The 23,393-nt window shown below is 45.8% G+C and carries 23 protein-coding genes; 15 read left to right on the top strand and 8 right to left on the bottom strand.

Annotation, left to right across the window (positions count from 1 at the left end; genetic code table 11):
• The first annotated feature begins 37 nt into the window (after nucleotides 1-37).
• The 5 genes from accA to AC5O63_RS13620 all read left to right on the top strand — a co-directional run bounded on the left by accA (nucleotide 38) and on the right by AC5O63_RS13620 (nucleotide 4,122).
• Nucleotides 38-997: an acetyl-CoA carboxylase carboxyl transferase subunit alpha gene (accA, locus tag AC5O63_RS13640; protein ID WP_004744802.1), complete on the top strand. Its 960-nt coding sequence runs from the start codon at nucleotides 38-40 to the stop codon at nucleotides 995-997.
• 93 nt (nucleotides 998-1,090) lie between these two features.
• A complete protein-coding gene (tilS, locus tag AC5O63_RS13635; RefSeq protein WP_494505354.1) occupies nucleotides 1,091-2,410 on the top strand; it encodes a tRNA lysidine(34) synthetase TilS in 1,320 nt (439 codons plus the stop codon).
• Between the two features lie 50 nt (nucleotides 2,411-2,460).
• Complete coding sequence (locus AC5O63_RS13630) at nucleotides 2,461-2,775, top strand: c-type cytochrome (protein ID WP_494505353.1); 315 nt, start codon at nucleotides 2,461-2,463, stop codon at nucleotides 2,773-2,775.
• Between the two features lie 101 nt (nucleotides 2,776-2,876).
• Nucleotides 2,877-3,215, top strand: coding sequence for a nitrogen regulatory protein P-II (gene glnB, locus AC5O63_RS13625; RefSeq protein ID WP_004744805.1), 339 nt, complete (start codon nucleotides 2,877-2,879; stop codon nucleotides 3,213-3,215).
• A 55-nt stretch (nucleotides 3,216-3,270) separates the two neighbouring features.
• Entirely contained in the window at nucleotides 3,271-4,122 is an 852-nt protein-coding gene (locus AC5O63_RS13620; RefSeq protein WP_494505352.1) for an endonuclease/exonuclease/phosphatase family protein, read from the top strand.
• Here the strand turns inward: AC5O63_RS13620 and AC5O63_RS13615 are convergent.
• The 3 genes from AC5O63_RS13615 to gloB all read right to left on the bottom strand — a co-directional run bounded on the left by AC5O63_RS13615 (nucleotide 4,119) and on the right by gloB (nucleotide 7,193).
• Nucleotides 4,119-4,805, bottom strand: a complete 687-nt coding sequence (locus AC5O63_RS13615) for a YIP1 family protein (RefSeq protein ID WP_494505351.1) — start codon at nucleotides 4,803-4,805, stop codon at nucleotides 4,119-4,121. The genes AC5O63_RS13620 and AC5O63_RS13615 overlap by 4 nt on opposite strands.
• Nucleotides 4,802-6,364 carry a LysM peptidoglycan-binding domain-containing protein gene (locus AC5O63_RS13610; protein ID WP_494505350.1) on the bottom strand — a complete coding sequence of 521 codons (1,563 nt, stop codon included), beginning with the start codon at nucleotides 6,362-6,364 and terminating at the stop codon, nucleotides 4,802-4,804. Before AC5O63_RS13610 ends, AC5O63_RS13615 begins: the two co-directional genes overlap by 4 nt.
• Nucleotides 6,365-6,434: 70 nt before the next feature.
• A complete protein-coding gene (gene gloB, locus AC5O63_RS13605) occupies nucleotides 6,435-7,193 on the bottom strand; it encodes a hydroxyacylglutathione hydrolase (protein ID WP_494505349.1) in 759 nt (252 codons plus the stop codon).
• Nucleotides 7,194-7,245: 52 nt separating this feature from the next.
• Between gloB and AC5O63_RS13600 the strand changes: the two genes are divergently transcribed.
• Complete coding sequence (locus AC5O63_RS13600) at nucleotides 7,246-7,983, top strand: class I SAM-dependent methyltransferase (RefSeq protein WP_494505348.1); 738 nt, start codon at nucleotides 7,246-7,248, stop codon at nucleotides 7,981-7,983.
• A 6-nt stretch (nucleotides 7,984-7,989) separates the two neighbouring features.
• Here the strand turns inward: AC5O63_RS13600 and rnhA are convergent, their stop codons facing one another.
• The gene (gene rnhA / locus AC5O63_RS13595; protein WP_171322916.1) at nucleotides 7,990-8,454 is read right to left on the bottom strand and encodes a ribonuclease HI; all 465 of its coding nucleotides are present in this window, start codon (nucleotides 8,452-8,454) and stop codon (nucleotides 7,990-7,992) included.
• Nucleotides 8,455-8,510: 56 nt separating this feature from the next.
• On the opposite strand from rnhA, the gene dnaQ reads away from it, so the two are divergent.
• Nucleotides 8,511-9,248: a DNA polymerase III subunit epsilon gene (gene dnaQ / locus AC5O63_RS13590; RefSeq protein WP_494505347.1), complete on the top strand. Its 738-nt coding sequence runs from the start codon at nucleotides 8,511-8,513 to the stop codon at nucleotides 9,246-9,248.
• An 8-nt stretch (nucleotides 9,249-9,256) separates the two neighbouring features.
• Nucleotides 9,257-10,507 (top strand): TIGR03503 family protein, encoded by a 1,251-nt coding sequence (locus tag AC5O63_RS13585; RefSeq protein ID WP_004744813.1) that lies wholly within the window; start codon nucleotides 9,257-9,259, stop codon nucleotides 10,505-10,507.
• 157 nt (nucleotides 10,508-10,664) lie between these two features.
• Here AC5O63_RS13585 and fadE read toward each other — a convergent pair whose 3' ends face one another.
• Nucleotides 10,665-13,118 carry an acyl-CoA dehydrogenase FadE gene (gene fadE / locus AC5O63_RS13580; RefSeq protein WP_494505346.1) on the bottom strand — a complete coding sequence of 818 codons (2,454 nt, stop codon included), beginning with the start codon at nucleotides 13,116-13,118 and terminating at the stop codon, nucleotides 10,665-10,667.
• Nucleotides 13,119-13,426: 308 nt separating this feature from the next.
• On the opposite strand from fadE, the gene lpcA reads away from it, so the two are divergent.
• From lpcA to AC5O63_RS13565, 3 genes are all read left to right on the top strand, one after another.
• Nucleotides 13,427-14,008: a D-sedoheptulose 7-phosphate isomerase gene (gene lpcA, locus AC5O63_RS13575; protein WP_494505345.1), complete on the top strand. Its 582-nt coding sequence runs from the start codon at nucleotides 13,427-13,429 to the stop codon at nucleotides 14,006-14,008.
• A 105-nt stretch (nucleotides 14,009-14,113) separates the two neighbouring features.
• Entirely contained in the window at nucleotides 14,114-14,959 is an 846-nt protein-coding gene (locus AC5O63_RS13570; protein WP_239825229.1) for a class II glutamine amidotransferase, read from the top strand.
• A gap of 117 nt (nucleotides 14,960-15,076) precedes the next feature.
• Nucleotides 15,077-16,474 (top strand): serine hydrolase domain-containing protein, encoded by a 1,398-nt coding sequence (locus AC5O63_RS13565; protein ID WP_494505344.1) that lies wholly within the window; start codon nucleotides 15,077-15,079, stop codon nucleotides 16,472-16,474.
• 48 nt (nucleotides 16,475-16,522) lie between these two features.
• On the opposite strand, the gene AC5O63_RS13560 is transcribed toward AC5O63_RS13565, so the two are convergent.
• Together AC5O63_RS13560 and tsaA are read right to left on the bottom strand one after the other, a co-directional pair.
• Nucleotides 16,523-18,238 (bottom strand): proline--tRNA ligase, encoded by a 1,716-nt coding sequence (locus AC5O63_RS13560; protein ID WP_494505343.1) that lies wholly within the window; start codon nucleotides 18,236-18,238, stop codon nucleotides 16,523-16,525.
• A 111-nt stretch (nucleotides 18,239-18,349) separates the two neighbouring features.
• Complete coding sequence (tsaA, locus tag AC5O63_RS13555) at nucleotides 18,350-19,045, bottom strand: tRNA (N6-threonylcarbamoyladenosine(37)-N6)-methyltransferase TrmO (protein WP_494505342.1); 696 nt, start codon at nucleotides 19,043-19,045, stop codon at nucleotides 18,350-18,352.
• Between the two features lie 116 nt (nucleotides 19,046-19,161).
• Here tsaA and AC5O63_RS13550 point away from each other — a divergent pair, with 116 nt between their 5' ends.
• The 4 genes from AC5O63_RS13550 (at nucleotide 19,162) to AC5O63_RS13535 (ending at nucleotide 22,528) form a co-directional block, all read left to right on the top strand.
• Nucleotides 19,162-19,422, top strand: a complete 261-nt coding sequence (locus tag AC5O63_RS13550; protein ID WP_004744820.1) for a type B 50S ribosomal protein L31 — start codon at nucleotides 19,162-19,164, stop codon at nucleotides 19,420-19,422.
• Complete coding sequence (gene ykgO, locus AC5O63_RS13545; protein ID WP_004744821.1) at nucleotides 19,423-19,548, top strand: type B 50S ribosomal protein L36; 126 nt, start codon at nucleotides 19,423-19,425, stop codon at nucleotides 19,546-19,548.
• Between the two features lie 388 nt (nucleotides 19,549-19,936).
• Nucleotides 19,937-21,523 (top strand): AbgT family transporter, encoded by a 1,587-nt coding sequence (locus tag AC5O63_RS13540; RefSeq protein ID WP_494505341.1) that lies wholly within the window; start codon nucleotides 19,937-19,939, stop codon nucleotides 21,521-21,523.
• Nucleotides 21,524-21,745: 222 nt separating this feature from the next.
• Nucleotides 21,746-22,528, top strand: a complete 783-nt coding sequence (locus AC5O63_RS13535) for a substrate-binding periplasmic protein (protein WP_494505340.1) — start codon at nucleotides 21,746-21,748, stop codon at nucleotides 22,526-22,528.
• A gap of 44 nt (nucleotides 22,529-22,572) precedes the next feature.
• On the opposite strand, the gene AC5O63_RS13530 is transcribed toward AC5O63_RS13535, so the two are convergent.
• Nucleotides 22,573-23,382, bottom strand: coding sequence for a MetQ/NlpA family lipoprotein (locus AC5O63_RS13530; RefSeq protein ID WP_239853806.1), 810 nt, complete (start codon nucleotides 23,380-23,382; stop codon nucleotides 22,573-22,575).
• Nucleotides 23,383-23,393: the final 11 nt, after the last annotated feature.

The raw sequence follows: 23,393 nt of genomic DNA, 5'->3' as shown, positions 1-23,393 counted from the left end.
TTCGGTAAAACGCCACCGAATCATAAAGGATCTATAGATGAGCCTGAATTTTTTAGAATTTGAAAAGCCAATCGCAGAGCTAGAAGCAAAAATTGAAGCACTTCGTGACGTATCTCGTCATGGCGGTGAGTCTGGTGTTGATCTTGAAAAAGAGATTGAACAGCTAGAGAAGAAAAGCCTAGAGCTTAAAAAGAAAACATTCAGCGATCTTGGTGCTTGGGAAACTGCCCAGCTTGCTCGTCACCCACAGCGTCCTTACACGCTTGATTACATCGAGCACGTATTTACAGAGTTTGATGAGATGGCGGGTGACCGTCACTACGCAGATGACAAAGCGATCGTAGGTGGTATGGCACGTCTTAATGGCCGTCCGGTAATGATCATTGGTCACCAAAAAGGTCGTGAGACTAAAGAGAAAGTAAAACGTAACTTCGGCATGCCTAAGCCAGAAGGTTACCGCAAAGCGCTGCGTTTGATGCAAACGGCAGAGCGTTTTAACATGCCAATCATTACTTTCATCGATACAGCGGGTGCCTACCCAGGTGTTGGTGCAGAAGAGCGTGGTCAATCAGAAGCTATCGCGACTAACCTAAAAGTGATGGCGGGTCTTAAAGTACCAGTTATCTGTAACGTTGTCGGTGAAGGCGGTTCTGGTGGTGCACTTGCTATCGGTGTAGGCGACTACGTCAACATGCTGCAATACTCAACCTATTCTGTTATCTCTCCAGAAGGCTGTGCTTCAATCCTATGGCGTGATTCAGATAAAGCGCCACAGGCAGCAGAAGCGATGGGTCTGATTGCTCCACGTCTTAAAGAGCTAGAGCTGATCGATGAGATCATCGACGAGCCTCTAGGTGGTGCACACCGTGATCACCTGCAGATGGCGCAGAACATGAAAGCGACCCTAGTTCGTCAGCTTGAAGAGCTAGAAGCGTTTGATAACGACACCTTGCTAGAGCGTCGTTACCAGCGTCTAATGAGCTACGGTTACTGTTAATCGGCACAAATGTTAGAAAAAGGCTGAACTTAGGTTCAGCCTTTTTTATTGCCAGTGATAAACTAGCGCTAACAACTACAAATGTTACTCGCTATGAAGCTCGAATCTATTTTTCAACACTCTCTAGACCAACACTATCAAGCCGGTAGCCGAATTGTCCTTGCCCTAAGTGGTGGGCTTGATTCTCGGGTTATGCTTGAACTGATGGCAAGCTACTGTAAATCGCGCAAGCTCGAATGTCTGGCTGTCCATGTTCACCATGGTCTAAGCGAGAATGCAGACAGTTGGGCTGAGCAATGTGAACATTGGTGTCAGGAGCTTGGTGTCCCATTCGTGTTAGAAAAGGTTCAAATAGCGACTCAAGGCAGAAGTATTGAAGAGAGTGCTCGTGAAGCTAGATATACAGCACTTAAAAAACATCTGCAGGATAATGATTTACTACTCACTGGTCAGCATGCTGATGATCAGCTCGAAACTTTTTTCCTTGCTCTCAAGCGCGGCAGCGGCCCGAAAGGTTTGTCCTCAATGGCGCAGAGTATGCCAATTGGTCACGCGAATTTGCTCCGTCCGCTGTTGACTATCTCACGTCACGAAATTGAAGAGTTTGCTCACGCTAAGCAATTGGCTTGGGTAGAAGACGAGAGTAATCAAGACCAGAGATTTGAGCGTAATTTTGTTCGTCATTCACTAACGCCATCTTTAGTGGAGCGTTGGCCTCATATTAGGCAAGCAGTTCAACGTACAGCCGAACTCTGCTCTGAACAGGAACAGTTGTTAGATGAACTGTTGGCTGAGAAGTACCAGCAATGTATATGTGACGATGGCAGCCTATCTATTGCGATGCTGGAAAGTGCCTCAACTCTGATCCGCAGTCGATTAATTCGCATGTGGCTTGAGCAAAATCACCTGCGTATGCCTGCTCGTGAGCAATTGAGTAAGGTGTGGTTAGAGGTAGCGATGGCGAAAGCGGATGCCAATCCGCAGCTGCAGCTTCCTGAGGTGCAAGTACGCCGCTATTTAAACAAGCTCTACATCGTTAGAGATTGGCAATCACTGGCCGAGTGGCAGCAACCCCTCGATATTGATAAGCCTTATCCTTTGCCTGATGGATTAGGAAGCTTGGCGCTCGTCCCTTCGAGTAAGGGGAGATTGTCTCAACAGGCGTTAGCTCAGAGTCCGCTGCGCGTCACTTTTAACCCAGAAGGACTAAGCGCGCACCCAGCAGAGCGTGGGCATAGCCGTAAACTGAAAAAGCTTTTCCAAGAATATGGTGTGCCAAGTTGGTTACGACGTAGAACCCCTATCTTGATGTGTGGTGATAGGGTCGTTGCCGTCGGGGATTTGTTTATTGATCGCCACTTTATAGGTCAAGATTGTGAACTTGTCTGGGACAAGGGATCACGCTTTATGTAAAATTGTATACATAAAAACGTACAACTAGCATGGAATTATAAGGAAGAGCAATGAAGAAAATCGCTATAGGACTGGTAATTGGAATGGGTCTACTCAGTGGTAATGTGCTAGCGGCAGGTGATGTTGCAGCAGGACAAGCAAAAGCGGCTATCTGCGCTGCTTGTCATGGTGCTGACGGTATCGCTGTAATCCCTGGTTATCCAAACCTAAAAGGTCAAAATGAGCAGTATCTTGTTACCTCGATCAACGCATATAAGAACAAAGAGCGTAACGGTGGTCTTGCGGCCGTAATGCAAGCGCAAGCAGCGATGCTAAGCGATGCCGATGTTGCTAACCTAGCGGCTTATTACGCTAGTTTGAAGTAGTCGATGAGATAGATTGCGAGCCCGAGCAACAAAGCTCGGGCTTTTTATTAGCCATTTAACATGGGATAATGACGCTAGTTACAATAGTTTAAGGGAAGAACATGAAAAAGATTGAAGCCATCATTAAGCCGTTTAAGTTAGACGACGTACGTGAAGCACTCGCTGAAGTGGGCATTACAGGTATGACAGTGTCTGAGGTTAAAGGCTTTGGTCGTCAGAAAGGTCATACTGAGCTATACCGTGGTGCTGAGTACATGGTTGATTTTCTACCTAAGGTTAAGCTTGAAATCGTAGTTACGGATGACGTGGCTGATCAATGTGTTGATACCATCATCGAAACGGCGCAAACTGGAAAAATCGGTGACGGTAAGATCTTTATCACTGATGTGGAGCGTATTGTCCGTATTCGTACTGGCGAAGAAGACGAAGACGCCATCTAACCCATAAGTATTTTTTAAAAAGAGCCGTAAGGCTCTTTTTTGTTTAGGTAATGCAATGAAGAAAAGCGCTTACTTCATCATCATGTCTCTGATCTTATCCTTAGTGATCGTTGTCGGCTATCAATCGATTTTTAGCTTTACTCAGCAAGCTCAGATCGTGTCTATTTCAGGCAATAATGTCGCGTTATCTTTGCAATGCTATCGTAATGAACAAGCGCCTGTTTTGGATAATCGCGGTGAGCTCAAGCTACTGGTCTGGAACATCTATAAGCAAAATAGAGAAAATTGGCAGCAAAGTTTAGCCGAGCTGTCGGATGGAAAGCAGTTGGTCTTGTTGCAAGAAGCGAGCATGACACCTGAACTCATCGATTGGGTGGCGAAACAGGGTTGGTTCGGTAGTCAAGTTGATGCGTTTAAAGCGTTTGATACTTCTGCAGGGGTATTGAATTTGTCTCTGAATACGCCAAGCAAAGCTTGTGCTTACACTGAACTAGAGCCTTGGCTACGTTTGCCTAAATCGGCACTATACGCCCTTTATCCACTCTCTTCAGGGGAGCAGTTAGCTGTGGTCAACATTCATGCGGTTAACTTCACCTACGGTACCAAAGAGTACCATCGTCAGTTAACGGTATTGACTAAAGAGCTGAGTCAGCATCACGGCCCGATAATTGTTGCCGGAGACTTCAATAGTTGGAGTGAAGAGCGCTTTGCTGTGATGTCAAAAGCGCTAACGTCACTAGGATTAAAAGAAGTCGATTATCAACCAGATAATCGCACTCAGTTTGTGACTGGCTTGCCACTTGATCATGTCTTTTATCGTGGCTTAACGCTAGAAACAGCAGAGGCGCCAATCTCTGACGCCTCTGATCATAATCCAATTTTAGTTAGCTTTCGCTTAGCACTTTAGAATATCAGGATGTAAAGTGCCCAAATTAGGTAGTAAGCAAGCCAAGGCAGCGCGGAAATAACCAGTGCCTGGCCGCGTTCAAATTCAGTCCAAGTACCTACCGCAGCGTAACCTAAGGCAATGTACCAAGGCAGTAATAGTGGGAATGAGCTAGCAAATTGTGACCATTCGTTGGTTAGTGGCAGCTTTAACAACCCGTTGAGGCTATTTAAATCAGCGGCGTACACCATGACTTGGCCATGTTTTAGTAGCGCACTCACATAGCTTGCCAAGTCACCGATAATCGCAGGGAAAGTGATCACCGCGCTGGCTGCGAACCATTTCCAGAAACCATGCTGATGCTGGCTTGGTTTTGTCGCGAGATTGAACCAGAAAGCAAGCATCAAAACTGTCAGCGTTCTACCAGCAATATCACTAATGATTTCACTCGCCATCAAGGTATTGGCATCAAGCAGTTCTAGCTGTTTTGGGTTGGTTTCTGCCAGTTGCGCTGCAAGCCCTTGCCTTAGCCACTCGAAATCAACCATGTCGAAGTAAGCGCCCCAGAAAAGAAACGGGGAAAGTACCAAGAAAATGTACGGCTGCCAGCCCCAAGCACCACGTTGGTAGAGGGCTAAGAAACAGGCGCTAGGCGAACGGAAAATGTCGACTAGCATAATTAACGGGTTACTTGACGGGTTCATACACTTACCTTAGTTACGTCTACATACAGCTTAAGTTTCTGACCTGGCTTAAGGTACTTCTGTCTGCTGAGATCGTTCCATTTAACGATGTCGTTCGATTTGACTTTAAATTTGCTCGCAATGCCACTGATGGTGTCACCAGTGCGTACGTTGTAGAACACAGTGCGGATAATGGTGCCGTCTGAGCTGTTTTTCCAAATCACCAGTTTTTGACCAACGCGCAAGGTGTCTCTTGGTCCCATACCATTCCACTTCGCTAATGACTGATGTGAGACCTTGTTGGCGCGAGCAATCGACCATAAGCTATCGCCAGAGCGAACTGTGTGCGTGAGCTTAAATTGACCACGAGACTTAGCTTGTGTCTTAGCTAAACGGTTCGATGCGCTAAGGGCATAAGCTTTGTCGTCACGTGTCGAAGTTGGGATCATCAAGTGTTGGCCGACACGAATGTTGTTGCCACTGAGGTTATTCGCGGTACGAATGACGTTAGCAGTGGTATTGTACTTTTGTGCTAAGACACTCAGGCTATCGCCGGACTTCACCTTATAGCGAACGACCTTTATTCCTTTACCACGGTTTTCTGTTACCGCTTGATTGAACTTAGCGACGCTATCTTTTGGAAGAAGTAATTGGTGAGGCCCGTCCGGTGCTGTCGCCCATTGGTTGTATGCTGGGTTGAGGCCTTGCAGCTCTTTAACACTGATACCCGCGTAGTTAGCGGCTATGGCGAGATCAAGTTGCTCTTTAGGGTCAACAAGTTCAACGACAGGCTTGTTAGCAATCGCTGGAATATTGATACCATACTTTTCTTGGTTAGCGACAACGTCAGCTAGAGCAAGTAGCTTTGGTACGTAACCACTGGTTTCTTTAGGCAAATCAAGTGAGAAGAAATCCGTCGGTTTGCCAAGTTTGGTGTTTTTGCGAATTGCACTAGACACTCGTCCGCCGCCACTGTTGTAGGCAGCAATGGCGTGAGTCCATTCTCCATCAAAACGTTTGTTGAGATAGGTTAGGTAATCTAGCGCGGCATCAGTTGAAGCCGCGACATCACGACGTCCGTCGTACCAAAAGTTTTGCTTTAGGCCTTGTTGCTTACCAGTTCCCGGAACGAATTGCCATAAACCCGCAGCACTGCCATGAGAGTAGGCGAAAGCATCAAAAGAGCTTTCTACCACAGGCAATAGTGCGAGTTCTAACGGCATATCACGTTGCTCGATCTTCTCGGTAATAAGATACAAGAAAGGTTCGGCACGTTGTGAGACAGTCTTTAGGTGGTTAGGGTGTTTCAGATACCATGTACGGTAGTAATCAACGAGCTTGTGGTCAGGGATAGGCATCTCTAATTGCATAGCGATACGCTTCCAGACATCTTGTTGTGTCTGTGGAGTCACCACTGGCTCGGATTTGACGATAGGTTTTGCTGGTTGAGCGCTTGGCTCAGTTTGCTTAACTGTTGGATTGTTTGTTTCCGGAGAGACGGCTTCTCCAGAGTCAGTCGGCTGGGTAAGCTGACAACCTGATAATAATAGCGCTAATACCCAGCTGTGTTTCACTCGCATTGCACAGCCCTTTTTTTATTTGGCTGCTGATAATACTTGCCTCAATTAGTAGGTGACAAGCGGCAAAACGTTAAAAATCGTTCTTCCACTCACGTAATGCGCTAAAAATCGCGAGTGAGTCGCTTTGAACTGTACGATTTGCGACAGAACGGATGACAGTTTGCTGATCGGTACGCAGAAAAGGGTTGATCCATTTCTCGCGTCGAATTGTTGTCGGTAAGGTGGGCTTGTTCTGTGCTCTGAGCCGATTAACCTCGTCACGATACTGCTGTAGAAGCTCATTGTCTGGCTCTACCGCAAGAGCGAAAGCAACATTACTTGCAGTATATTCGTGTGCGCAGTAGACCTCGGTTTCTTCTGGCAGAGCGGCTAGTTTGGTGAGGGAGGTGTGCATCTGCTTCATCGTACCTTCAAAAACACGCCCACAACCGGCTGAAAACAGCACATCACCACAGAAAAGTTTACCGTCACCTACATAACCGATATGGCCGCGAGTATGACCTTCTAAGCCAAGCACAAAGAAGACTTCATCAAACAGCTCTATCTGGTCGCCGGCATCAACAGCATGCGTCAAGGTGGGTACGGGTTCATTAGCTGGGCCGACAACGTCCACGTCTGGAAACTGTCTTACTAATTCTGGTACACCGCCGATATGGTCATTGTGATGGTGGGTGATTAGAATCGCTTCTAAACTCAAGTTATGCTCTTTGAGATACGCCAAAACAGGCGCAGAGTCACCTGGATCGACAACAGCACAACGGCGATCGCTATTTTCGATCAGCCAGATGTAATTATCATTAAATGCAGGTATGCTTTTGATATTCAACATGGTTGTGTCTCCAGTATATCGGTCAACAGACGCTTGGGTGAAGCAGGTAACTATGAAGCCAGCACGTAGCAGCAAAAAGCTTGAAAAGCCTCATTCATGGTCTCAGCTTAAAAATGGTCAGTGGGTGAATGAATCGATTCAAACCCGCGTTGACGAATGGTGTCCTAAGCTGTTCGGTTATCATTTGCTAAAGCTGGGAGGCTTGAGCTGCGAGTTAACCAGTTTCAATTGTAATATTCAACATCAAGTTCATCTAGATATCCAGAACCCGTTGCATAATGTCATCGCAGATGGCTACGATTTGCCCTTTTTAGAAAAAAGTTTCGACGCAGTTTTGATGGCACACCAGCTCGATTACTGTAATGACCCGCATCGAATGTTACGCGAAGTGGATAGGGTGATGATTGATGATGGCTATGTGATTATCACTGGATTCAATCCAATCAGCTTTACGGGCTTGGCGAGCTTGATGCCGTGGAGAAGGAACAACCTTCCGTGGAGTGGTAGGATGTTTACACCAAATCGCATTAGAGATTGGCTAGGGTTACTCAATTATCAAGTGATTGAGTGCGATAGCTATGCCCTGTTCCCGATGCAGAAATATCGCACGATGTGGACATGGCTTGAGAATAGCCTGGGTGATTGGGCATCGCCGATGGGCAGTTTGTATTTTATCGTCGCACGTAAACGAACTTATCCACTTAAGCCGATTAAGCCACATTGGAAGTTAAAAAGAAAATTGACGCCAGTTAGCGTCAATTACAAAGTATCGAATAAGCAAAGTCATTGAGTTTTGCTAGCTGGGTTTGTAGCCGCTGTCTTCTTCAGTCGGATTTTCTGCGGCTGCTCTTGCTAGCTCGTCACACATTTCGTTTTCGCGATGGCCAGCGTGACCTTTAACCCAACGCCAGTCAACGCTGTGACGTTCGGTTTCTTTGTCGAGTGCTTGCCAAAGATCGGCGTTCTTGACGGGTTTTTTATCTGCGGTTTTCCAGCCGCGTTTTTTCCAGTTATGAATCCACTGGGTAATGCCTTGGCGAACATACTGGCTATCTGTGGTGAGAATCACATCGCATGGCTCTTTAAGGGCTTGCAGTGCAACAATGGTCGCCAACATCTCCATGCGGTTATTGGTCGTGAGTGTATAGCCTTTAGCCAAAGTTTTCTCGGTTTGCTTGTAGCGAAGAACCACACCGTAACCACCAGGGCCAGGATTGCCTAAGCAGGAACCATCAGTGAAAATTTCCACCTGTTTCGTCATGATTTGATACTATTGGGTTAAGCACATTATTGGCATAGTCTGACACACATTTTGTTATGAATACTAGCAACAATTCTAAGCAACACCGTATCGTGGTACTCGATACCGAAACAACCGGTATGAACCGCGAAGGCGGGCCTCATTACCAAGACCATCGCATTATCGAGATCGGTGCGGTTGAAATTATCGACCGCAAGCTGACTGGACGACACTTTCATGTGTATATTAAGCCAGATCGAGACATTCAACCTGATGCAGTAGAAGTCCACGGTATTACCGATGAATTCTTGGTCGACAAGCCAGAGTACCAAGATGTTCACGCAGAGTTTCTTGAATTCATCAAAGATGCTGAGCTGGTGGCGCACAACGCGCCCTTCGATACCGGCTTTATGGATTATGAGTTTGGAATGCTCGATCCGCAGATTGGTAAAACGGTCGACTACTGTAAGGTGACCGATACGCTCGCCATGGCGAAGAAGATCTTCCCAGGCAAGCGAAACAACCTTGATGTGTTATGTGATCGATACGGCATTGATAACTCGCACCGTACGCTCCACGGGGCTTTGCTCGATGCGGAGATTCTGGCCGACGTATACCTGTTAATGACAGGTGGGCAGACCTCTTTGCAGTTTAATGCCGGAAATGGCAGTGAAGAGGGCGGTGAAGCGATAAAACGTGCGGCAAGTGGACGAAAAGCGCTAAAGGTTTTACGTGCAAGCGCCGATGAAATAGAAGCCCATCAAAGTAGATTAGATATCGTCGAGAAAAGCGGAAGCTGCCTCTGGCGTCAATAGGAGAAAGGATGTTGAGGATTTGGATTGCCATAGTCGCTATGTTGTTTAGCGCGTTAGGTTATAGCGCTGAAGAGTCCTCAATGTCGTTATTGGATAACCGTTTTAGAGTTGATCCCTCGATCAAACAGATTACCTTCGTTATCTATCGCGCAAAAAGCTCTCAGCCAGTGGTCCTTGTTAGACCTGATGGTAAAAAGTATTACGCGTGGCGTAGCCCAGATAATGTTCGTTGGTATCAAGAGTCCTCAATGGATATCGTCTCGATTGATAACCCAATGCCCGGGCCGTGGCAAGCGATTGGTCGAGTCACACCGAAGAATAAAATTAAGCTCATCTCTCACCTAGAGTTGACTACCGACCAACTCCCTAATCGCCTTTTCCAAGGGGAGTCAATTAAGTTTAACGCCAGATTGACGTCAGATGACCAACCTTTGGTACTGCGTGACTTCCTTGACCGGGTCAAACTTAAAGTGACCTTTACCAAATATATTGAAAATGAAGATGAGCTGATTAAAGAAGCCAAACCTATCCCAGAAGTGATTGGTGAATTTGCCGATGATGGGCAAGGGCTTGATGAAGTAGCGGGTGACGGTATATTCACGGTCTCTTTGCCGATTACGAGTGCTCCGGGTAAGTATCGAGTAAGAATTACTTCGGGTAATGGTGTATTTCTGCGTGCTCAAGAGCAAGAAGTGCTAGTGTATCCGACACCTTTACAAACCACCTTTATCCAGTCTCGCGACGCAATGAGTCCTAACCGTATTGTTATGGCTGGCGAGCAGGGAATGATTTTGCCCGGCTCAATCGCAGGCCATGTTGAGCATACTTCCCCTAGTGGTGAACTAACGTCTGTGCAAGGTTCGGCACAAGCGGAAAGCAATAAACTTGAACTGGAAATTCCGTATAGTGAGGCGATTGGCCTTTATTCATGGACTGGCGAAGCGTTTGCGACAGAGATGGGTTCAGAGCGACCGCTGATTTTCCCTTTAACAGATCACACCTATAGTGTGGTGGCGGAAGTTGATATGGCGGAGACGCGCCGATTGCAGGAAGAAGAGCGCCTTAAACAGCAGAAGCTGTTAGAAGAAATGCAATTGATTCAAATGCGCGAAGAAAAGCGTACTCGTACTATGATTGTTATTGGCGTCGGTAACGTTGTGGTGGTTATTCTCGGCTTAGTGGTCTGGTTCGTTAGACGTAAGCTTAAGGCGAGTAAGCAAGCGATTCCTGAGATGCAATTGGAAATGCCGAAGAAGTAATATTTTTCGCGTACGAACCGTCGTATCCAACGAATAAAAACGCCGATGATGTTAGTTGCAACTAATACTCGCAGTAGTAACTAACATTGGGGTGATAATAAAAGGGCTGCAAATGCAGCCCTTGTTCGTAATTATGTGTTTCGTTTTAAGTAAAGGTTTACGCGACTTCATCCATTGCTGAAGAAAGCTGCGGTTGAGGCTTTGCTGCTAGCTCCTCAGGGCTGAAGTCATCAACATTGATGACGTATAGTCGTTGTTCTTCAGCTTCACGCAGCAGTTTCGCTTGGTTAGTATCGATAATCCCTTTTTCTAGCCCGATTGCTGCAACCTCATCTAGACGCAAGAATGGGCGGCGTTTACCTGTCTCTTTACAAATCTTATCGAAAACAGGCTCTGCTTTAAGGATGATTTCAAGTGCTTGTTCGATACGACCAACGGCATTGAATTCACTCGCTTCAAAATACTGGTAACGACCAATGCGAGAGCGAGTTTCGCTTGGCGTTTGTAGGATCTGCGCTACTTGGCTATCTAGCTTGTCGCTTGGTGCTTTGCGTACTCGACCAAATGGCATAATTAAAACGCGCAGTGCTTTACCCAACCATTTATTCGGGAAGTTGGCTAAGAACTCATCGACAGCGATTTCAGTCTGTTTCAGACTATCTTGTAGGCCCCAGTGTACAAGCGGAAGATCTTCTACAATACGACCATCACTTTCATAGCGTTTTAGCGTAGCTGAGCTTAAGTACAGTTGACTTAGAATGTCGCCTAAGCGTGCAGACAAGCGCTCTTTACGTTTTAGTGAGCCACCTAGAACAGCCATTGAAATATCAGATAGGAAAGCGATGTTAGCGCTGTAGCGGTTCAACTGCTGGTAGTAACGAGTGGTTGAATCTTTCACTGGCGCATCAGAGAAACGACCATCGGTCAGACCTAACCATAGGCTGCGAACGAGATTACTCATCGTGAAGCTCACGTGGCCTGCCAATGCACTATCAAACTTATCTAGAGCATCAGAGGAATCTGAGTAAGCGGCGTTCATTTCTTCTAGAACATATGGATGGCAGCGAATCGCGCCTTGACCATAGATAATCATAGAGCGGGTTAAGATATTTGCGCCTTCAACAGTAACGGCAATTGGTGCACCTTGATAGCCACGCGCAAGGAAGTTTGCTGGCCCCATACAGATACCTTTACCACCAACAATGTCCATCGCATCAATAACGCTACGCTGCATTCTGTGTGTACAGTGATATTTGACGATCGCTGAGATAACTGATGGTTTTTCGCCAAGGTCGATACCTGCAACGGTCAAGGTACTTGCCGCGTCCATTACGTAGGCATTACCACCTAAACGTGCTAACGGCTCTTCAACCCCTTCCATGTGACCAATAGGTTGTTTGAACTGACGACGAATTCTTGCATAAGCTCCTGTTGCTAATGCAGCTGTTTTAATCCCACCGGTAGAGTTTGACGGTAGAGTGATGCCTCGACCTACTGACAGACACTCAACCAGCATACGCCAGCCTTGTCCGGCCATTTTCGGGCCGCCAATGATAAAGTCGAGTGGCACAAATAGGTCTTCACCGCGTGTTGGACCGTTTTGGAATGGAACGTTAAGCGGGAAGTGACGATTACCGATTTCAACACCTTTTAGATGAGTCGGGATCAAAGCACAGGTGATGCCTAGATCTTGTTGCTCGCCAAGTAATCCTTCAGGATCGCGTAGTTTAAAGGCTAGACCTAGAACAGTCGCAACAGGCGCTAAAGTAATGTAACGCTTGTTCCAAGTCAGGCGCATACCTAACACTTCTTTGCCTTCCCATTGTCCTTTGCATACCACACCGAAATCAGGAATAGAGCCTGCGTCAGATCCAGCTTCAGGGCTAGTTAAAGCAAAACATGGAATCTCTTTACCTTCTGCAAGACGAGGTAGGTAGTAATCTTTTTGCTCTGTTGTACCGTAGTGTTGCAGCAGTTCGCCAGGGCCTAATGAGTTAGGTACGCCAACTGTCGAAGAAAGCACGCTAGAGACACCTGTTAGCTTTTGCAGTACCAGAGATTGAGCGTAAGCTGAAAACTCAAGGCCGCCGTATTTCTTCTTAATGATCATGGCAAAGAACTTATTGTCTTTTAGGTATTGCCAAACTTCAGGTGGTAAGTCGGCTAGCTCGTGAGTCACTTTGTAGTCATTGACCATAGCGCAGACTTCGTTCACTGGGCCATCTAAGAAGGCTTGCTCTTCGGCGCTTAGCTGAGGCTTTTGAATGTCGTGCAACTTTTTCCAGTCAGGCTTACCTTTGAACAACTCTGCTTCCCACCAAACTGTACCGGCATCAAGCGCTTCTTTTTCTGTCTGCGACATGGCAGGAAGCACCTTCTTAAATAGAGCAAGGGCTTTTTTACTAATTAGCGACTGTCTGATGGATGGTACTGCTAGGGTTGCAATGGCAGCGATGAATAAGATCCAACTAAGAGAGCCAGCACTACCAAAGATAGAGAGCACAACCATTGTGGCAGTTAATGCTGCGATGGAGAGCAGCAGTGAACTGCGGTGATACAAGCAGATCGCGAGAACTGCGGTAAAGCCAAGTAGAGAGAGCAAGATGTCCATATTTATGTTCCTTATTACGGCGGAATTTAATCTGTTTTATGCCGATAACATGTAAGAGGTCTAACCAGTTAAGTGTAATCAAAATATTAATAAAATGTAAAACCGGTATTTGCTTAAAAAGTGATCTAAGTAGAGTGAAAAGTCTAAAAATGATGGGCTATGCGGTTTTTGTGAACCAAGATTTGCAACAAAGCGGGAATTGTTATTAGCAAGCTATCGACAGTGAGAATTGTTTGAGTAAACTCTGTAGGTAACGTTTTCTGTATTTCACACAGAACTATTTATTACAAAAAATTAGAGATTAACCTATGTACCAGGACCTAATTAAAAACGAATTGACTGAAGCTGCTGACGTTCTGAATAAGTTTTTAAGCGATGAAAACAACATTGCGCAAATTGAAGCGGCAGCGAAGATGCTGGCTGATTCATTTAAGCAAGGTGGTAAAGTGCTTTCTTGTGGTAACGGCGGTTCACACTGTGATGCCATGCATTTTGCAGAAGAGCTAACGGGTCGCTATCGCGAAAATCGTCCGGGTTTACCAGGTATCGCTATATCTGATCCAAGCCACTTATCATGTGTAAGTAATGACTTTGGTTACGACCACGTATTTTCTCGTTATGTTGAAGCTGTGGGTGCCAAAGGTGATGTGCTATTTGGCCTATCAACCTCGGGTAACTCAGGTAACATCTTAAAAGCGATTGATGCAGCGAAAGCTAAAGGCATGAAAACCATCGCCCTAACGGGTAAAGATGGCGGTAAAATGGTAGGCCTAGCGGACATCGAAATCCGTGTTCCTCACTTTGGTTACGCTGACCGAATTCAAGAGATTCACATCAAGATCATCCACATTGTGATTCAACTGATCGAAAAAGAGATGGAAAACGCTTAATTGTCGAAAGCATCTTTTATATAACTATAAGCGCTAGCGAATTCGCTGGCGCTTGTGCTATTAAAGAAGAAACCGCACGCAAGGATTAAGGGAGTGTAGTAAACCATGTGTGAACTGCTCGGAATGAGCGCCAATGTGCCAACCGATATCTGTTTTAGTTTTACCGGGCTGATGCAGCGCGGCGGTAATACCGGTCCGCACCGTGATGGTTGGGGAATCACTTTCTACGAGGGCAAAGGCTTTCGTAATTTCAAAGATCCGAACCCAAGTTGCGATTCAAAGATCGCTGAGCTGGTACAGAATTATCCGATTAAAAGCTGTGCGGTGATAAGCCATATTCGTCAGGCGAATCGCGGTGCAGTGAATCTTGAAAATACCCACCCCTTTACCCGTGAACTGTGGGGACGTTATTGGACCTTTGCTCATAATGGTCAATTGAGCGATTACCAAGACTTAGTAACGGGTAGACATCGCCCAGTTGGGCAGACAGATAGTGAGCTTTCATTCTGTTGGTTGCTAAAGCAGATGGAAGATGAGTATCCAGAGCCACCGCAAGATATGGTGGGGGTGTTTCGTTTTGTTGCCGAGTGCTGTGACAAGCTGAGAGAGAAGGGCGTGTTTAACATGCTGCTTTCAGACGGTGAGTATGTCATGACCTACTGTACTAACCACCTTTATTGGATCACCCGTCGTGCGCCATTTGGTAAAGCCGCGTTACTTGATGAAGATGTGGAAATCAACTTCCAAGAAGAAACAACGCCTAATGACATCGTGTCTGTCATTGTGACTCAACCGCTGACGGGGAATGAAACTTGGCACCGAATGAAGCCGGGCGAGTTTGGCATTTTCCATTTTGGTGAGCTGATCGATGGTAATGCCGATGAACTGGCTGACGTCGCTTATGCGCCCAAAAAAGTGGCCAGTCAGGCACCTACCGAACCGTTAGAGTAATAATCCAAATTTCGAGATGTGCTTCTAAAATCATTGAGAACAAGTCGAAAGTTTATATTTAACCCATTGATATAAAAATAATATCAATGGGTTTTTTATTATTTAAGGTAGGTGTTTATGAGAGGCTTTTTACTGTCCATTGTGCTGTTCAGCTCGTCAGTACTGGCACAGCAGCCAGAGGCATTTTCTAACTTAGTCGCCAGTTATAAGTATGCGTCTAATCCCGAGTTACGTTACTCATTAGCTGAACGAATGGCGTTTTGGCAGATCCCCAGTGTGAGTGTTAGTACATTCAAAGAGGGTCAAAAAGAGTGGCAATTCAGCCATGGTTTGAGCCATAAATCAGGTCAACTAGCTAGCACTGATACCCGCTATCAAGTGGCCTCAATGAGTAAACCCGTCACCACTCTGATCACTTTGAGAGCCATGGAGAAAGGTTTACTAACGTTAGATGAGTACATCCAGCCCCTGCTTGCACCGGAGTTTGCAAAAGTAGTAACGTCTCCTGTTACGCTGCGTCAGTTATTGTCACATAAAGCGGGTTTTAACCATACAGGTTATATGGGGGTCGAGAGCGATCAAGCGCTCCCTAAGCTGAATATCTTTACTCGTAGCGATTCCAAGCTTGGTGTTTTAAAGCAAGAGTTTGTAGTGGGGGACTATCATTACTCCAATGGCGGTTACATTCTCGTCCAGCACATTCTTGAACAGGTTTACGATAAGCCGTTCGAAGTGATAGCGGATCAGGAAGTGTTTGAGCCATTAAAAATGGTCAACTCTAGTTTTGTTCAGCCTACAGAAAATCAAGAGAACACAAAGTTTGCCCACGCTCACCGATATGGCGAATGGGTTGCAAAAGGGTGGCACAAATACGCGGCTAAAAGTGCGGCTGGTTTGTGGACAACGCCTACAGATCTGACTCGTATGCTTCTGGCCGTTCACCAAGCGTACATTGGAGACGATGAGTCCTGGCTAAGCCAAGAGAGTATCCAGCAAATTGATTACCCTGGGACAAGCTTTATGGGACTTGGCTTTTTCCGTAATCATAGTAGCAAAGAAGGCTATGTGTTCCACGGCGGAATCAACCACGGCTTTGAAGGGCACTTTGTCCTCTATCCGAAGCTTGGTACCGGGGCGGTAGTTTTGACCAATGGTCAAAGAGGCGATCAGCTTGCGCAAGAGATATTACGCGCGGTTTCGCTTACAGAAGGTTGGATTGACTTTCCACTCTATCAAACCGAAGTGTTGAAAGTAGACCTCGAAGAGTTAAAGCCACTGATTGGAAGATATCAATACAGTGAAGATTTTTATGCTGATGTCTTTATTCGTAATGGGTTGCTCTATATTCAAGGTTACCAGCAAGACGCCTATGCGTTACACAAAGTAGCAGAAAATCATTTCAAGCCACTGGAGTTTGAATCGACGTTTTACTTTAAGTTCAGTAAAACTGGCAAACTGACAGGGCTAACCCAAGAGGCGCCGTTTTATAATGGCTTTGCCAAAAAAGTAAAATAGAAAAAAGGCCGATGTCTCCATCGGCCTTCTGTATTTCTAGGGGCTAACTTACGCTAGCTGAGCTTTAACATGCTCAACGATATCAGCCATTGCAACAGCGGTTTTCTCACCAGAACGGCGGTTCTTGTACTCGAAGTTACCTTCTTTCATTGAACGGTCGCCAATGACGATAGTGTGAGGAACGCCGATTAGCTCCATATCAGAGAACATTACGCCAGGGCGCTCTTTACGGTCGTCGAATAGCACTTCGATGCCCATTGCCGTCAGTTCAGCGTACAGCTTCTCAGCAGCTTCTTTCACTTCTTCTGACTTGTGCATGTTCATTGGAACGATCGCGACTTGGAAAGGTGCAAGTGCGTCAGGCCAGATGATGCCGTACTTATCGTGGTTCTGTTCAATTGCAGACGCAACAACACGAGAAACACCGATACCGTAACAACCCATTTCTAGGATAACGTTTTTACCGTCTGGACCAAGAACGCCACAGTTCATTGCTTGAGAGTAAACATTACCTAGTTGGAAGATATGACCTACTTCGATACCACGTTTCAGTGCGATGGTACCTTTACCACAAGGGCTTGGATCACCTTCAACTACATTACGTAAGTCTTCAACTTGGCCAAGCTCAACATCACGACCCCAGTTGATACCGAAGTAGTGCTTGTCGTCTACGTTAGCGCCTGCGCCAAAGTCACTCATTACAGCAACAGTGCGGTCAACGATGAATGGCAGTTTAAGACCTACAGGGCCTAGTGAACCAGGGCCAGCGCCGATTAGGGCACGGATCTCTTCTTCTGTTGCCATCTCTAGAGGAGCGGCAACTTGAGGAAGGTTTTCCGCTTTCACTTCGTTCAGTTCGTGGTCGCCACGAATGATAAGCGCGATTAGGTCAGCGTCAACGTCATCAGATGCTTTAACAAATAGCGTCTTAACCGTCTTCTCGATTGGCAACTCAAACTGTTCAACAAGCTCAGCAATTGTCTTTGCGTTTGGCGTGTCAACTAGCGTCATCTCTTGAGTTGGAGCCGCAGCTTCGTCAGCCAGAGCAAGTGCTTCGGCTTTTTCGATGTTCGCCGCGTAGTCAGACTCAGTAGAGAAGGCAATTAGGTCTTCACCACTTTCCGCAAGTACGTGGAACTCTTGAGAACCGCTACCACCGATAGCACCTGAGTCAGCCAGTACTGGGCGGTACTCAAGTCCCATACGGTCGAAGGCTTTACAGTAAGCATCGTGCATTGCATCGTAAGACTTCTGTAGACCTTCTTTATCAATATCAAAGCTGTACGCATCCATCATGCAGAATTCGCGTGCACGCATTACGCCAAAACGTGGGCGACGCTCATCACGGAACTTAGTTTGGATTTGGTACAGGTTTAGCGGTAGCTGTTTGTAAGAGCTCACTTCATTGCGCACTAGGCTAGTGATCACTTCTTCAGCTGTTGGGCTAAGAACAAACGGACGAGTGTGTCGGTCAGTAAAGCGAAGTAGCTCAGGACCCATCTTCTCGCTGCGGCCTGTCTCTTCCCATAGTTCAAACGGCTGAACAACGGGCATCAATGTTTCGACTGCACCTGCATTGTCGATCTCTTGACGAACGATGTTTTCGACTTTACGCAGTACACGTAGACCAGTAGGTAGCCAGGTGTAGAGACCTGAAGCCAGCTTACGGATCATACCTGCACGTAGCATGAGCTGGTGGCTCACTACTTCTGCGTCGTTTGGAGTCTCCTTCAGAGTAGAAAGAAGATAATTACTGGTACGCATTTAACTTATCCGTTTATTAAAGTTAGATACTCAAGCCAGAATGGACAGGAGTATGGAAGTCCCACGAGGGGAAAATTGTTAGCCGCTTATAATATCAGCCAAATGCCATTGTCAAAAGCTTTCAATCGCAGTAACCGTTATTAAGTTATCGTTAACGGTAAACTTCACATTCATATCGAACAAATTTACCGCATATTCTTTACTATCAGGCTTGTTCTTTTTGTACGCAGGGCGAGGGTCTTGTGCCAGAACCTGCTCGATCACCGTTTTGACATACTCAGTATCGCCACGCTTTTCGAGTGCTGCCAGAGCGACTGGAGAGAAGTCGACCTGTGATTTTTCAGGTTCGTCTGCTGCATAGCCACCTTGTGCCTCTGCAATAGAATCTGAATAGGGGATGTATGGCTTGATATCAACAATTGGCGTGCCATCGACCAAGTCCACGTTACCCAGATCCAAATAGATCTGATCGCCTTCCTTGCTGATACCTTTAACTTCTACTGCTGACATACCAATGCCATTCGGGCGAAAAGTCGAACGTGAAGCAAACACACCAATACGCTCATTGCCGCCCAAACGAGGTGGGCGCACTGTTGGTTTCCATCCGGCTTCTAAATTCTGATCAAACAAAAACAATAACCAAGCATGGGAGAATTGTTCCAATCCGCGCACAGCCGCTGGACTATTCGTCTCTCCAACTAGTTTTACTCGCGATCGAGCAGCAGGCACTAAGCTCGGTTGTCGAGGTACGGCGAACTTCTCTTTATATGGGCTTTCAATAAAACCGATTGGCGCTATGGAATACATCTCTTTTCTCTCAATTTGGTGATGCGGAAAAAGTATCACAAAAAAGCCTAGTAAAACTTGTTGATAATGATTATTATTTAAAATGTTATAACATAACAGTTTCTATTGAGGTAATTATGCAACCCAACATTCACCCTGAATACCGAACCGTGGTTTTCCATGATACAAGCATTGATGAGTACTTCCTTATCGGTTCAACATTGCAAACTGACCGCACTATTGAGTGGAAAGATGGCAAAACCTATCCGTACTTTACGATTGAAGTCTCTTCTAAATCCCACCCTTTCTACACAGGTAAGCAGCGTGTCATTCATCAGGAAGGTCGTGTCGCTAACTTTAAGCGTCGATTTGGTCAATTTTCTAAAGGGGACAAGTAAATGAAGGTCGTAAAATCTCTTAAGAGTGCTAAAAATCGCCATCCTGATTGTCAAATCGTCAAAAGAAGAGGGCGTTTGTACGTTATCTGCAAAACCAATCCAAGATTTAAAGCGGTGCAAAAGTAGCCTCCAATCTCAACAGGATAAAGCTCTCATTTTTGACTATCGCAGTTTGAGGCTTTTCCCCCTCTCTTAAACCACCAGAGTGCTTGGTTATAGATAAGCGTAATTTATGCCTCTCTTTGGTGGTTGAGTTTCCTCCTTATACCAATCAACGACTTAAAGGCCATTAAATAAACAGAATGAATGTATTTATATAAATTATAATTCTGTTATTTGGTTTTGTTTTGGTGATATTTGCTAATTATTTGTGCAAAATGCGTTAAATAATATGATTTGTTACACACTTTGTAACATTTTGCATTTCTAATTGAGTATTTTGTCGAGTACCCTGCGCTGGCATTTGGAACATTTTTGTCACATTTGCGCAGGAATAACTACAAGGAGGGAACAGATGAGTTCATCTGCTTCAATTAAACAAAATTCACCTAAGAAACCGCTATTTACGCGTTTCTTAGACGCTGTTGAATATTTGGGGAACCTATTACCCCATCCTATCACTCTATTCGCCATCTTCTGTTTAGCTATCTTAGTCCTATCTGGTATTGCAGGTTACTTTGAAGTATCTGTTATGGACCCGCGCCCTGAAGGTGCGAAAGGTCGTGCAGCAGACGGCATGATCCACGTTGTCAGCCTTTTAAATGCTGATGGTTTGGAGCTAATCGTTACTAACCTAGTGAAAAACTTTGTTGGTTTTGCACCGCTAGGTACTGTGCTAGTTGCTATGCTAGGTGTCGCTATCGCTGAACACTCTGGTCTATTATCGGCAGCAATGCGCGGTATGGTAATGGGCGCATCTAAGCGCATGGTTACTGTAACGGTTGTATTCGCAGGTATCATTTCTAATACGGCATCTGAGCTAGGTTACGTGGTACTTATCCCGCTAGCTGCAATGCTATTCCACTCTTTAGGTCGTCACCCTCTAGCCGGTCTTGCTGCGGCATTCGCTGGTGTTTCTGGTGGCTACTCTGCAAACCTGCTAATCGGTACTGTTGACCCACTGCTATCTGGTATTACAGAAACTGCAGCGCAAATGATTGACCCAACCTACACAGTTGGACCTGAAGTTAACTGGTACTTCATGTTTGTGTCGACTTTCTTTATTGCAATCACTGGTGCTTTTGTTACTGAAAAAATCGTTGAGCCTAAGCTAGGTAAATACAATGATGAAGAAGCGTCAGAAGACCTATCTCAAGATAAAATGGGTGGTCTAACTGCTGTAGAGAAAAAAGGTCTTAAGCTTGCAGGTCTTGTGGTATTAGTTGTTTCAGCGCTTCTTGCTTGGACAGTCGTTCCAGCAGACGGCATCCTTCGCTCTGACGCAGGTACCATTGCTGGTTCACCATTCCTGAAGAGTATCGTAGCCTTTATCTTTGTATTCTTTGCTGTACCTGGCTTTGTTTACGGTAAAGTTGTTGGCACGATGAAGACAGATCGCGATGTTATCGATGCAATGTCTAAGTCTATGTCTTCAATGGGCATGTACATTGTACTGGTATTCTTCGCAGCTCAATTTGTGGCATTCTTCAAGTGGACTAACTTTGGTCAAGTCTTCGCTGTTGCAGGGGCAAGCTTCCTACAAGAGATTGGCCTAACTGGCCCAATGCTGTTCTTCGCCTTCATTCTTATGTGTGGCTTCATCAACCTAATGATAGGTTCAGCATCTGCACAATGGGCAGTAACAGCACCAATCTTTGTTCCTATGTTGATGCTGGTTGGCTACGCGCCAGAAACTATTCAAGCGGCTTACCGTATCGGTGATTCTACTACTAACATCATCACGCCTATGATGAGCTACTTTGGTCTTATCCTTGCTGTAGCAACGCGATACATGAAGAACCTAGGTATCGGTACGCTTATTGCGACCATGCTACCTTACTCAATCGTGTTCATCGTGGGTTGGAGTTTACTGTTCTACGTTTGGGTGTTTATCTTAGGTCTACCTGTAGGTCCTGGTGCGGCGACGTACTACACGCCTTAATCACACGTACTTTATTGAACGATTTAGCCGGAGCTCATTGCTCCGGCTTTTTTGTACCTATAGATTTTCTGAACAGTCTGAGGAGTTGACAAGTGATAGTGGTGAACTTTACTTATCGGTAGAGCGCTATGCCTTGGAGGTAAAATGATTCAACAAACTCAGCTCTTTCCAATCCCGAGCTTTCTTCAGGCTCATATCATTCCGTAATACAAGCCAACGAGCATGGGTAAGCTTTGGGCTTTGTCGCTATTGATATGGTTGTGCTCTCTTCCCGCAGTCAGTTCAACCACAGTGCAGTTAGTCACGCTTGACTATCCACCCTATATCGTCCATCGCGAAGGGGAGTTATCTGGTGTGGCCGTCGAGCTTGTTGAGGCCGTGTTTGATGAACTCGATGTCCAGATATCAATAGAAGTTTTACCTTGGGCACGAGCCTTGAGTAATGTTCAGTTTGGTCGTGCCGACGCTATCTTTACCGCATTTAAAAATCCAACACGCGAAAAGTTTGCCGATTACTCTAATGAGATCTTGTTTACGCAGAATATCAGCTTAGTGGTAAAAAGAAGTAGTAAGATAAGTAGCTACGACTTTTTATCCCGTGATGTTTCGTCTGTCGCTATCTGCGCTGTCAATAGGGTCAGTTATGGTAAACAGATGGATGCCTTATTGGCAGGTGGACGTTTTAGATTAGTCTTTTGGCGCAACCGAACTGAAGATTGCGCTCGCTTGGTCAGGACGGGGCGTGCTGATGTGTGGGTAAATAATGATTTTGGTGCGCGAAGCATTCTGGCTAGTGAACAAATGGAACAAGCACTGGAAATACTCTCGCCGCCAATCGAGGCCACGCCAAGTTACATCGCGTTTTCTAAGCTGAAAGAGCATCAGTGGTTAAGAGACCAGTTTGACCAAGTGCTAAGAGAAATGAAGGATGACGGACGTTATGAAGCCATCATTGATGACTATTTCGAGCGGCTAAGAGCTGCGCCGCCAAAAGAAAAGGGCTGACATTACGTCAACCCTTGAGAGCTTATGTCAGCAAAAGTAAGTGATTACCAACCTTTAACTACGCCACCTTGGAAAATGTCAGAAGCCGCTGTGTAAACTTCTTCAGTCTGGTACGACTTAACAAAGTTTTGGACGTTTTCCGCTTGTGCGTTGTCTTCACGCGACACGATTAGGTTTACGTATGGAGACTCTTTGTCTTCAACGAATACACCGTCTTTTTGTGGTGTTAGGTTGATAGAGCTTGCGTAAGTTGTGTTGATAACAGAAAGCGCAACGTCATCTAGAGAGCGTGGTAGCTGTGCTGCGTCTAGCTCTACGATAGTGATGTTTTTCGGGTTTTCAACAATGTCGCGCACTGTTGCTAGTAGACCAACGTTTTCACGTAGTTTCAGCAGTCCTTGTTGCTCAAGTAGAATCAGTGAACGACCTAGGTTTGTTGGGTCGTTAGGTACTGCGATACGAGCACCTTCTTGAATTTCGTCTACCGCTTTCACTTGCTTAGAGTAACCTGCGATTGGGTAAACAAACGTGTTACCCGCGATAGTCAGTTTGTAACCGCGATCGGCAACTTGCTGATCTAAGTATGGCTTGTGTTGGAACGCGTTGATGTCGATAGAGCCATCGTCTAGTGCTGCGTTTGGTGTTACGTAATCAGTAAAAGTAACCAGCTCTACATCTAGGCCGTATTTTTCTTTAGCGACTTTAGCAGCAACTTCAGCCACTTGTGCCTCTGCACCAGCCATAACACCAACTTTGATCTTGCTAGTATCTGCTTCTTTTTCACCACAACCTGCTAGTACCAATGCTGATGCAGCAGCTGCGATAGTTAATAGACCTTTAAGACTGAATTTCATCACTATCTCCT

This window comes from Vibrio sp. SCP2 (assembly GCF_059295395.1).
This window is presented reverse-complemented; position numbering and strand designations above follow the sequence as displayed.

What these genes read in the sequence shown, in the direction of transcription:
- accA (WP_004744802.1), top strand. Translation starts at nt 38, where the DNA reads ATGAGCCTGAATTTTTTAGAATTTGAAAAGCCAATCGCAGAGCTAGAA.
- tilS (WP_494505354.1), top strand. Translation starts at nt 1,091, where the DNA reads ATGAAGCTCGAATCTATTTTTCAACACTCTCTAGACCAACACTATCAA.
- AC5O63_RS13630 (WP_494505353.1), top strand. Translation starts at nt 2,461, where the DNA reads ATGAAGAAAATCGCTATAGGACTGGTAATTGGAATGGGTCTACTCAGT.
- glnB (WP_004744805.1), top strand. Translation starts at nt 2,877, where the DNA reads ATGAAAAAGATTGAAGCCATCATTAAGCCGTTTAAGTTAGACGACGTA.
- AC5O63_RS13620 (WP_494505352.1), top strand. Translation starts at nt 3,271, where the DNA reads ATGAAGAAAAGCGCTTACTTCATCATCATGTCTCTGATCTTATCCTTA.
- AC5O63_RS13615 (WP_494505351.1), bottom strand. Translation starts at nt 4,805, where the DNA reads ATGAACCCGTCAAGTAACCCGTTAATTATGCTAGTCGACATTTTCCGT.
- AC5O63_RS13610 (WP_494505350.1), bottom strand. Translation starts at nt 6,364, where the DNA reads ATGCGAGTGAAACACAGCTGGGTATTAGCGCTATTATTATCAGGTTGT.
- gloB (WP_494505349.1), bottom strand. Translation starts at nt 7,193, where the DNA reads ATGTTGAATATCAAAAGCATACCTGCATTTAATGATAATTACATCTGG.
- AC5O63_RS13600 (WP_494505348.1), top strand. Translation starts at nt 7,246, where the DNA reads ATGAAGCCAGCACGTAGCAGCAAAAAGCTTGAAAAGCCTCATTCATGG.
- rnhA (WP_171322916.1), bottom strand. Translation starts at nt 8,454, where the DNA reads ATGACGAAACAGGTGGAAATTTTCACTGATGGTTCCTGCTTAGGCAAT.
- dnaQ (WP_494505347.1), top strand. Translation starts at nt 8,511, where the DNA reads ATGAATACTAGCAACAATTCTAAGCAACACCGTATCGTGGTACTCGAT.
- AC5O63_RS13585 (WP_004744813.1), top strand. Translation starts at nt 9,257, where the DNA reads ATGTTGAGGATTTGGATTGCCATAGTCGCTATGTTGTTTAGCGCGTTA.
- fadE (WP_494505346.1), bottom strand. Translation starts at nt 13,118, where the DNA reads ATGGACATCTTGCTCTCTCTACTTGGCTTTACCGCAGTTCTCGCGATC.
- lpcA (WP_494505345.1), top strand. Translation starts at nt 13,427, where the DNA reads ATGTACCAGGACCTAATTAAAAACGAATTGACTGAAGCTGCTGACGTT.
- AC5O63_RS13570 (WP_239825229.1), top strand. Translation starts at nt 14,114, where the DNA reads ATGTGTGAACTGCTCGGAATGAGCGCCAATGTGCCAACCGATATCTGT.
- AC5O63_RS13565 (WP_494505344.1), top strand. Translation starts at nt 15,077, where the DNA reads ATGAGAGGCTTTTTACTGTCCATTGTGCTGTTCAGCTCGTCAGTACTG.
- AC5O63_RS13560 (WP_494505343.1), bottom strand. Translation starts at nt 18,238, where the DNA reads ATGCGTACCAGTAATTATCTTCTTTCTACTCTGAAGGAGACTCCAAAC.
- tsaA (WP_494505342.1), bottom strand. Translation starts at nt 19,045, where the DNA reads ATGTATTCCATAGCGCCAATCGGTTTTATTGAAAGCCCATATAAAGAG.
- AC5O63_RS13550 (WP_004744820.1), top strand. Translation starts at nt 19,162, where the DNA reads ATGCAACCCAACATTCACCCTGAATACCGAACCGTGGTTTTCCATGAT.
- ykgO (WP_004744821.1), top strand. Translation starts at nt 19,423, where the DNA reads ATGAAGGTCGTAAAATCTCTTAAGAGTGCTAAAAATCGCCATCCTGAT.
- AC5O63_RS13540 (WP_494505341.1), top strand. Translation starts at nt 19,937, where the DNA reads ATGAGTTCATCTGCTTCAATTAAACAAAATTCACCTAAGAAACCGCTA.
- AC5O63_RS13535 (WP_494505340.1), top strand. Translation starts at nt 21,746, where the DNA reads ATGGGTAAGCTTTGGGCTTTGTCGCTATTGATATGGTTGTGCTCTCTT.
- AC5O63_RS13530 (WP_239853806.1), bottom strand. Translation starts at nt 23,382, where the DNA reads ATGAAATTCAGTCTTAAAGGTCTATTAACTATCGCAGCTGCTGCATCA.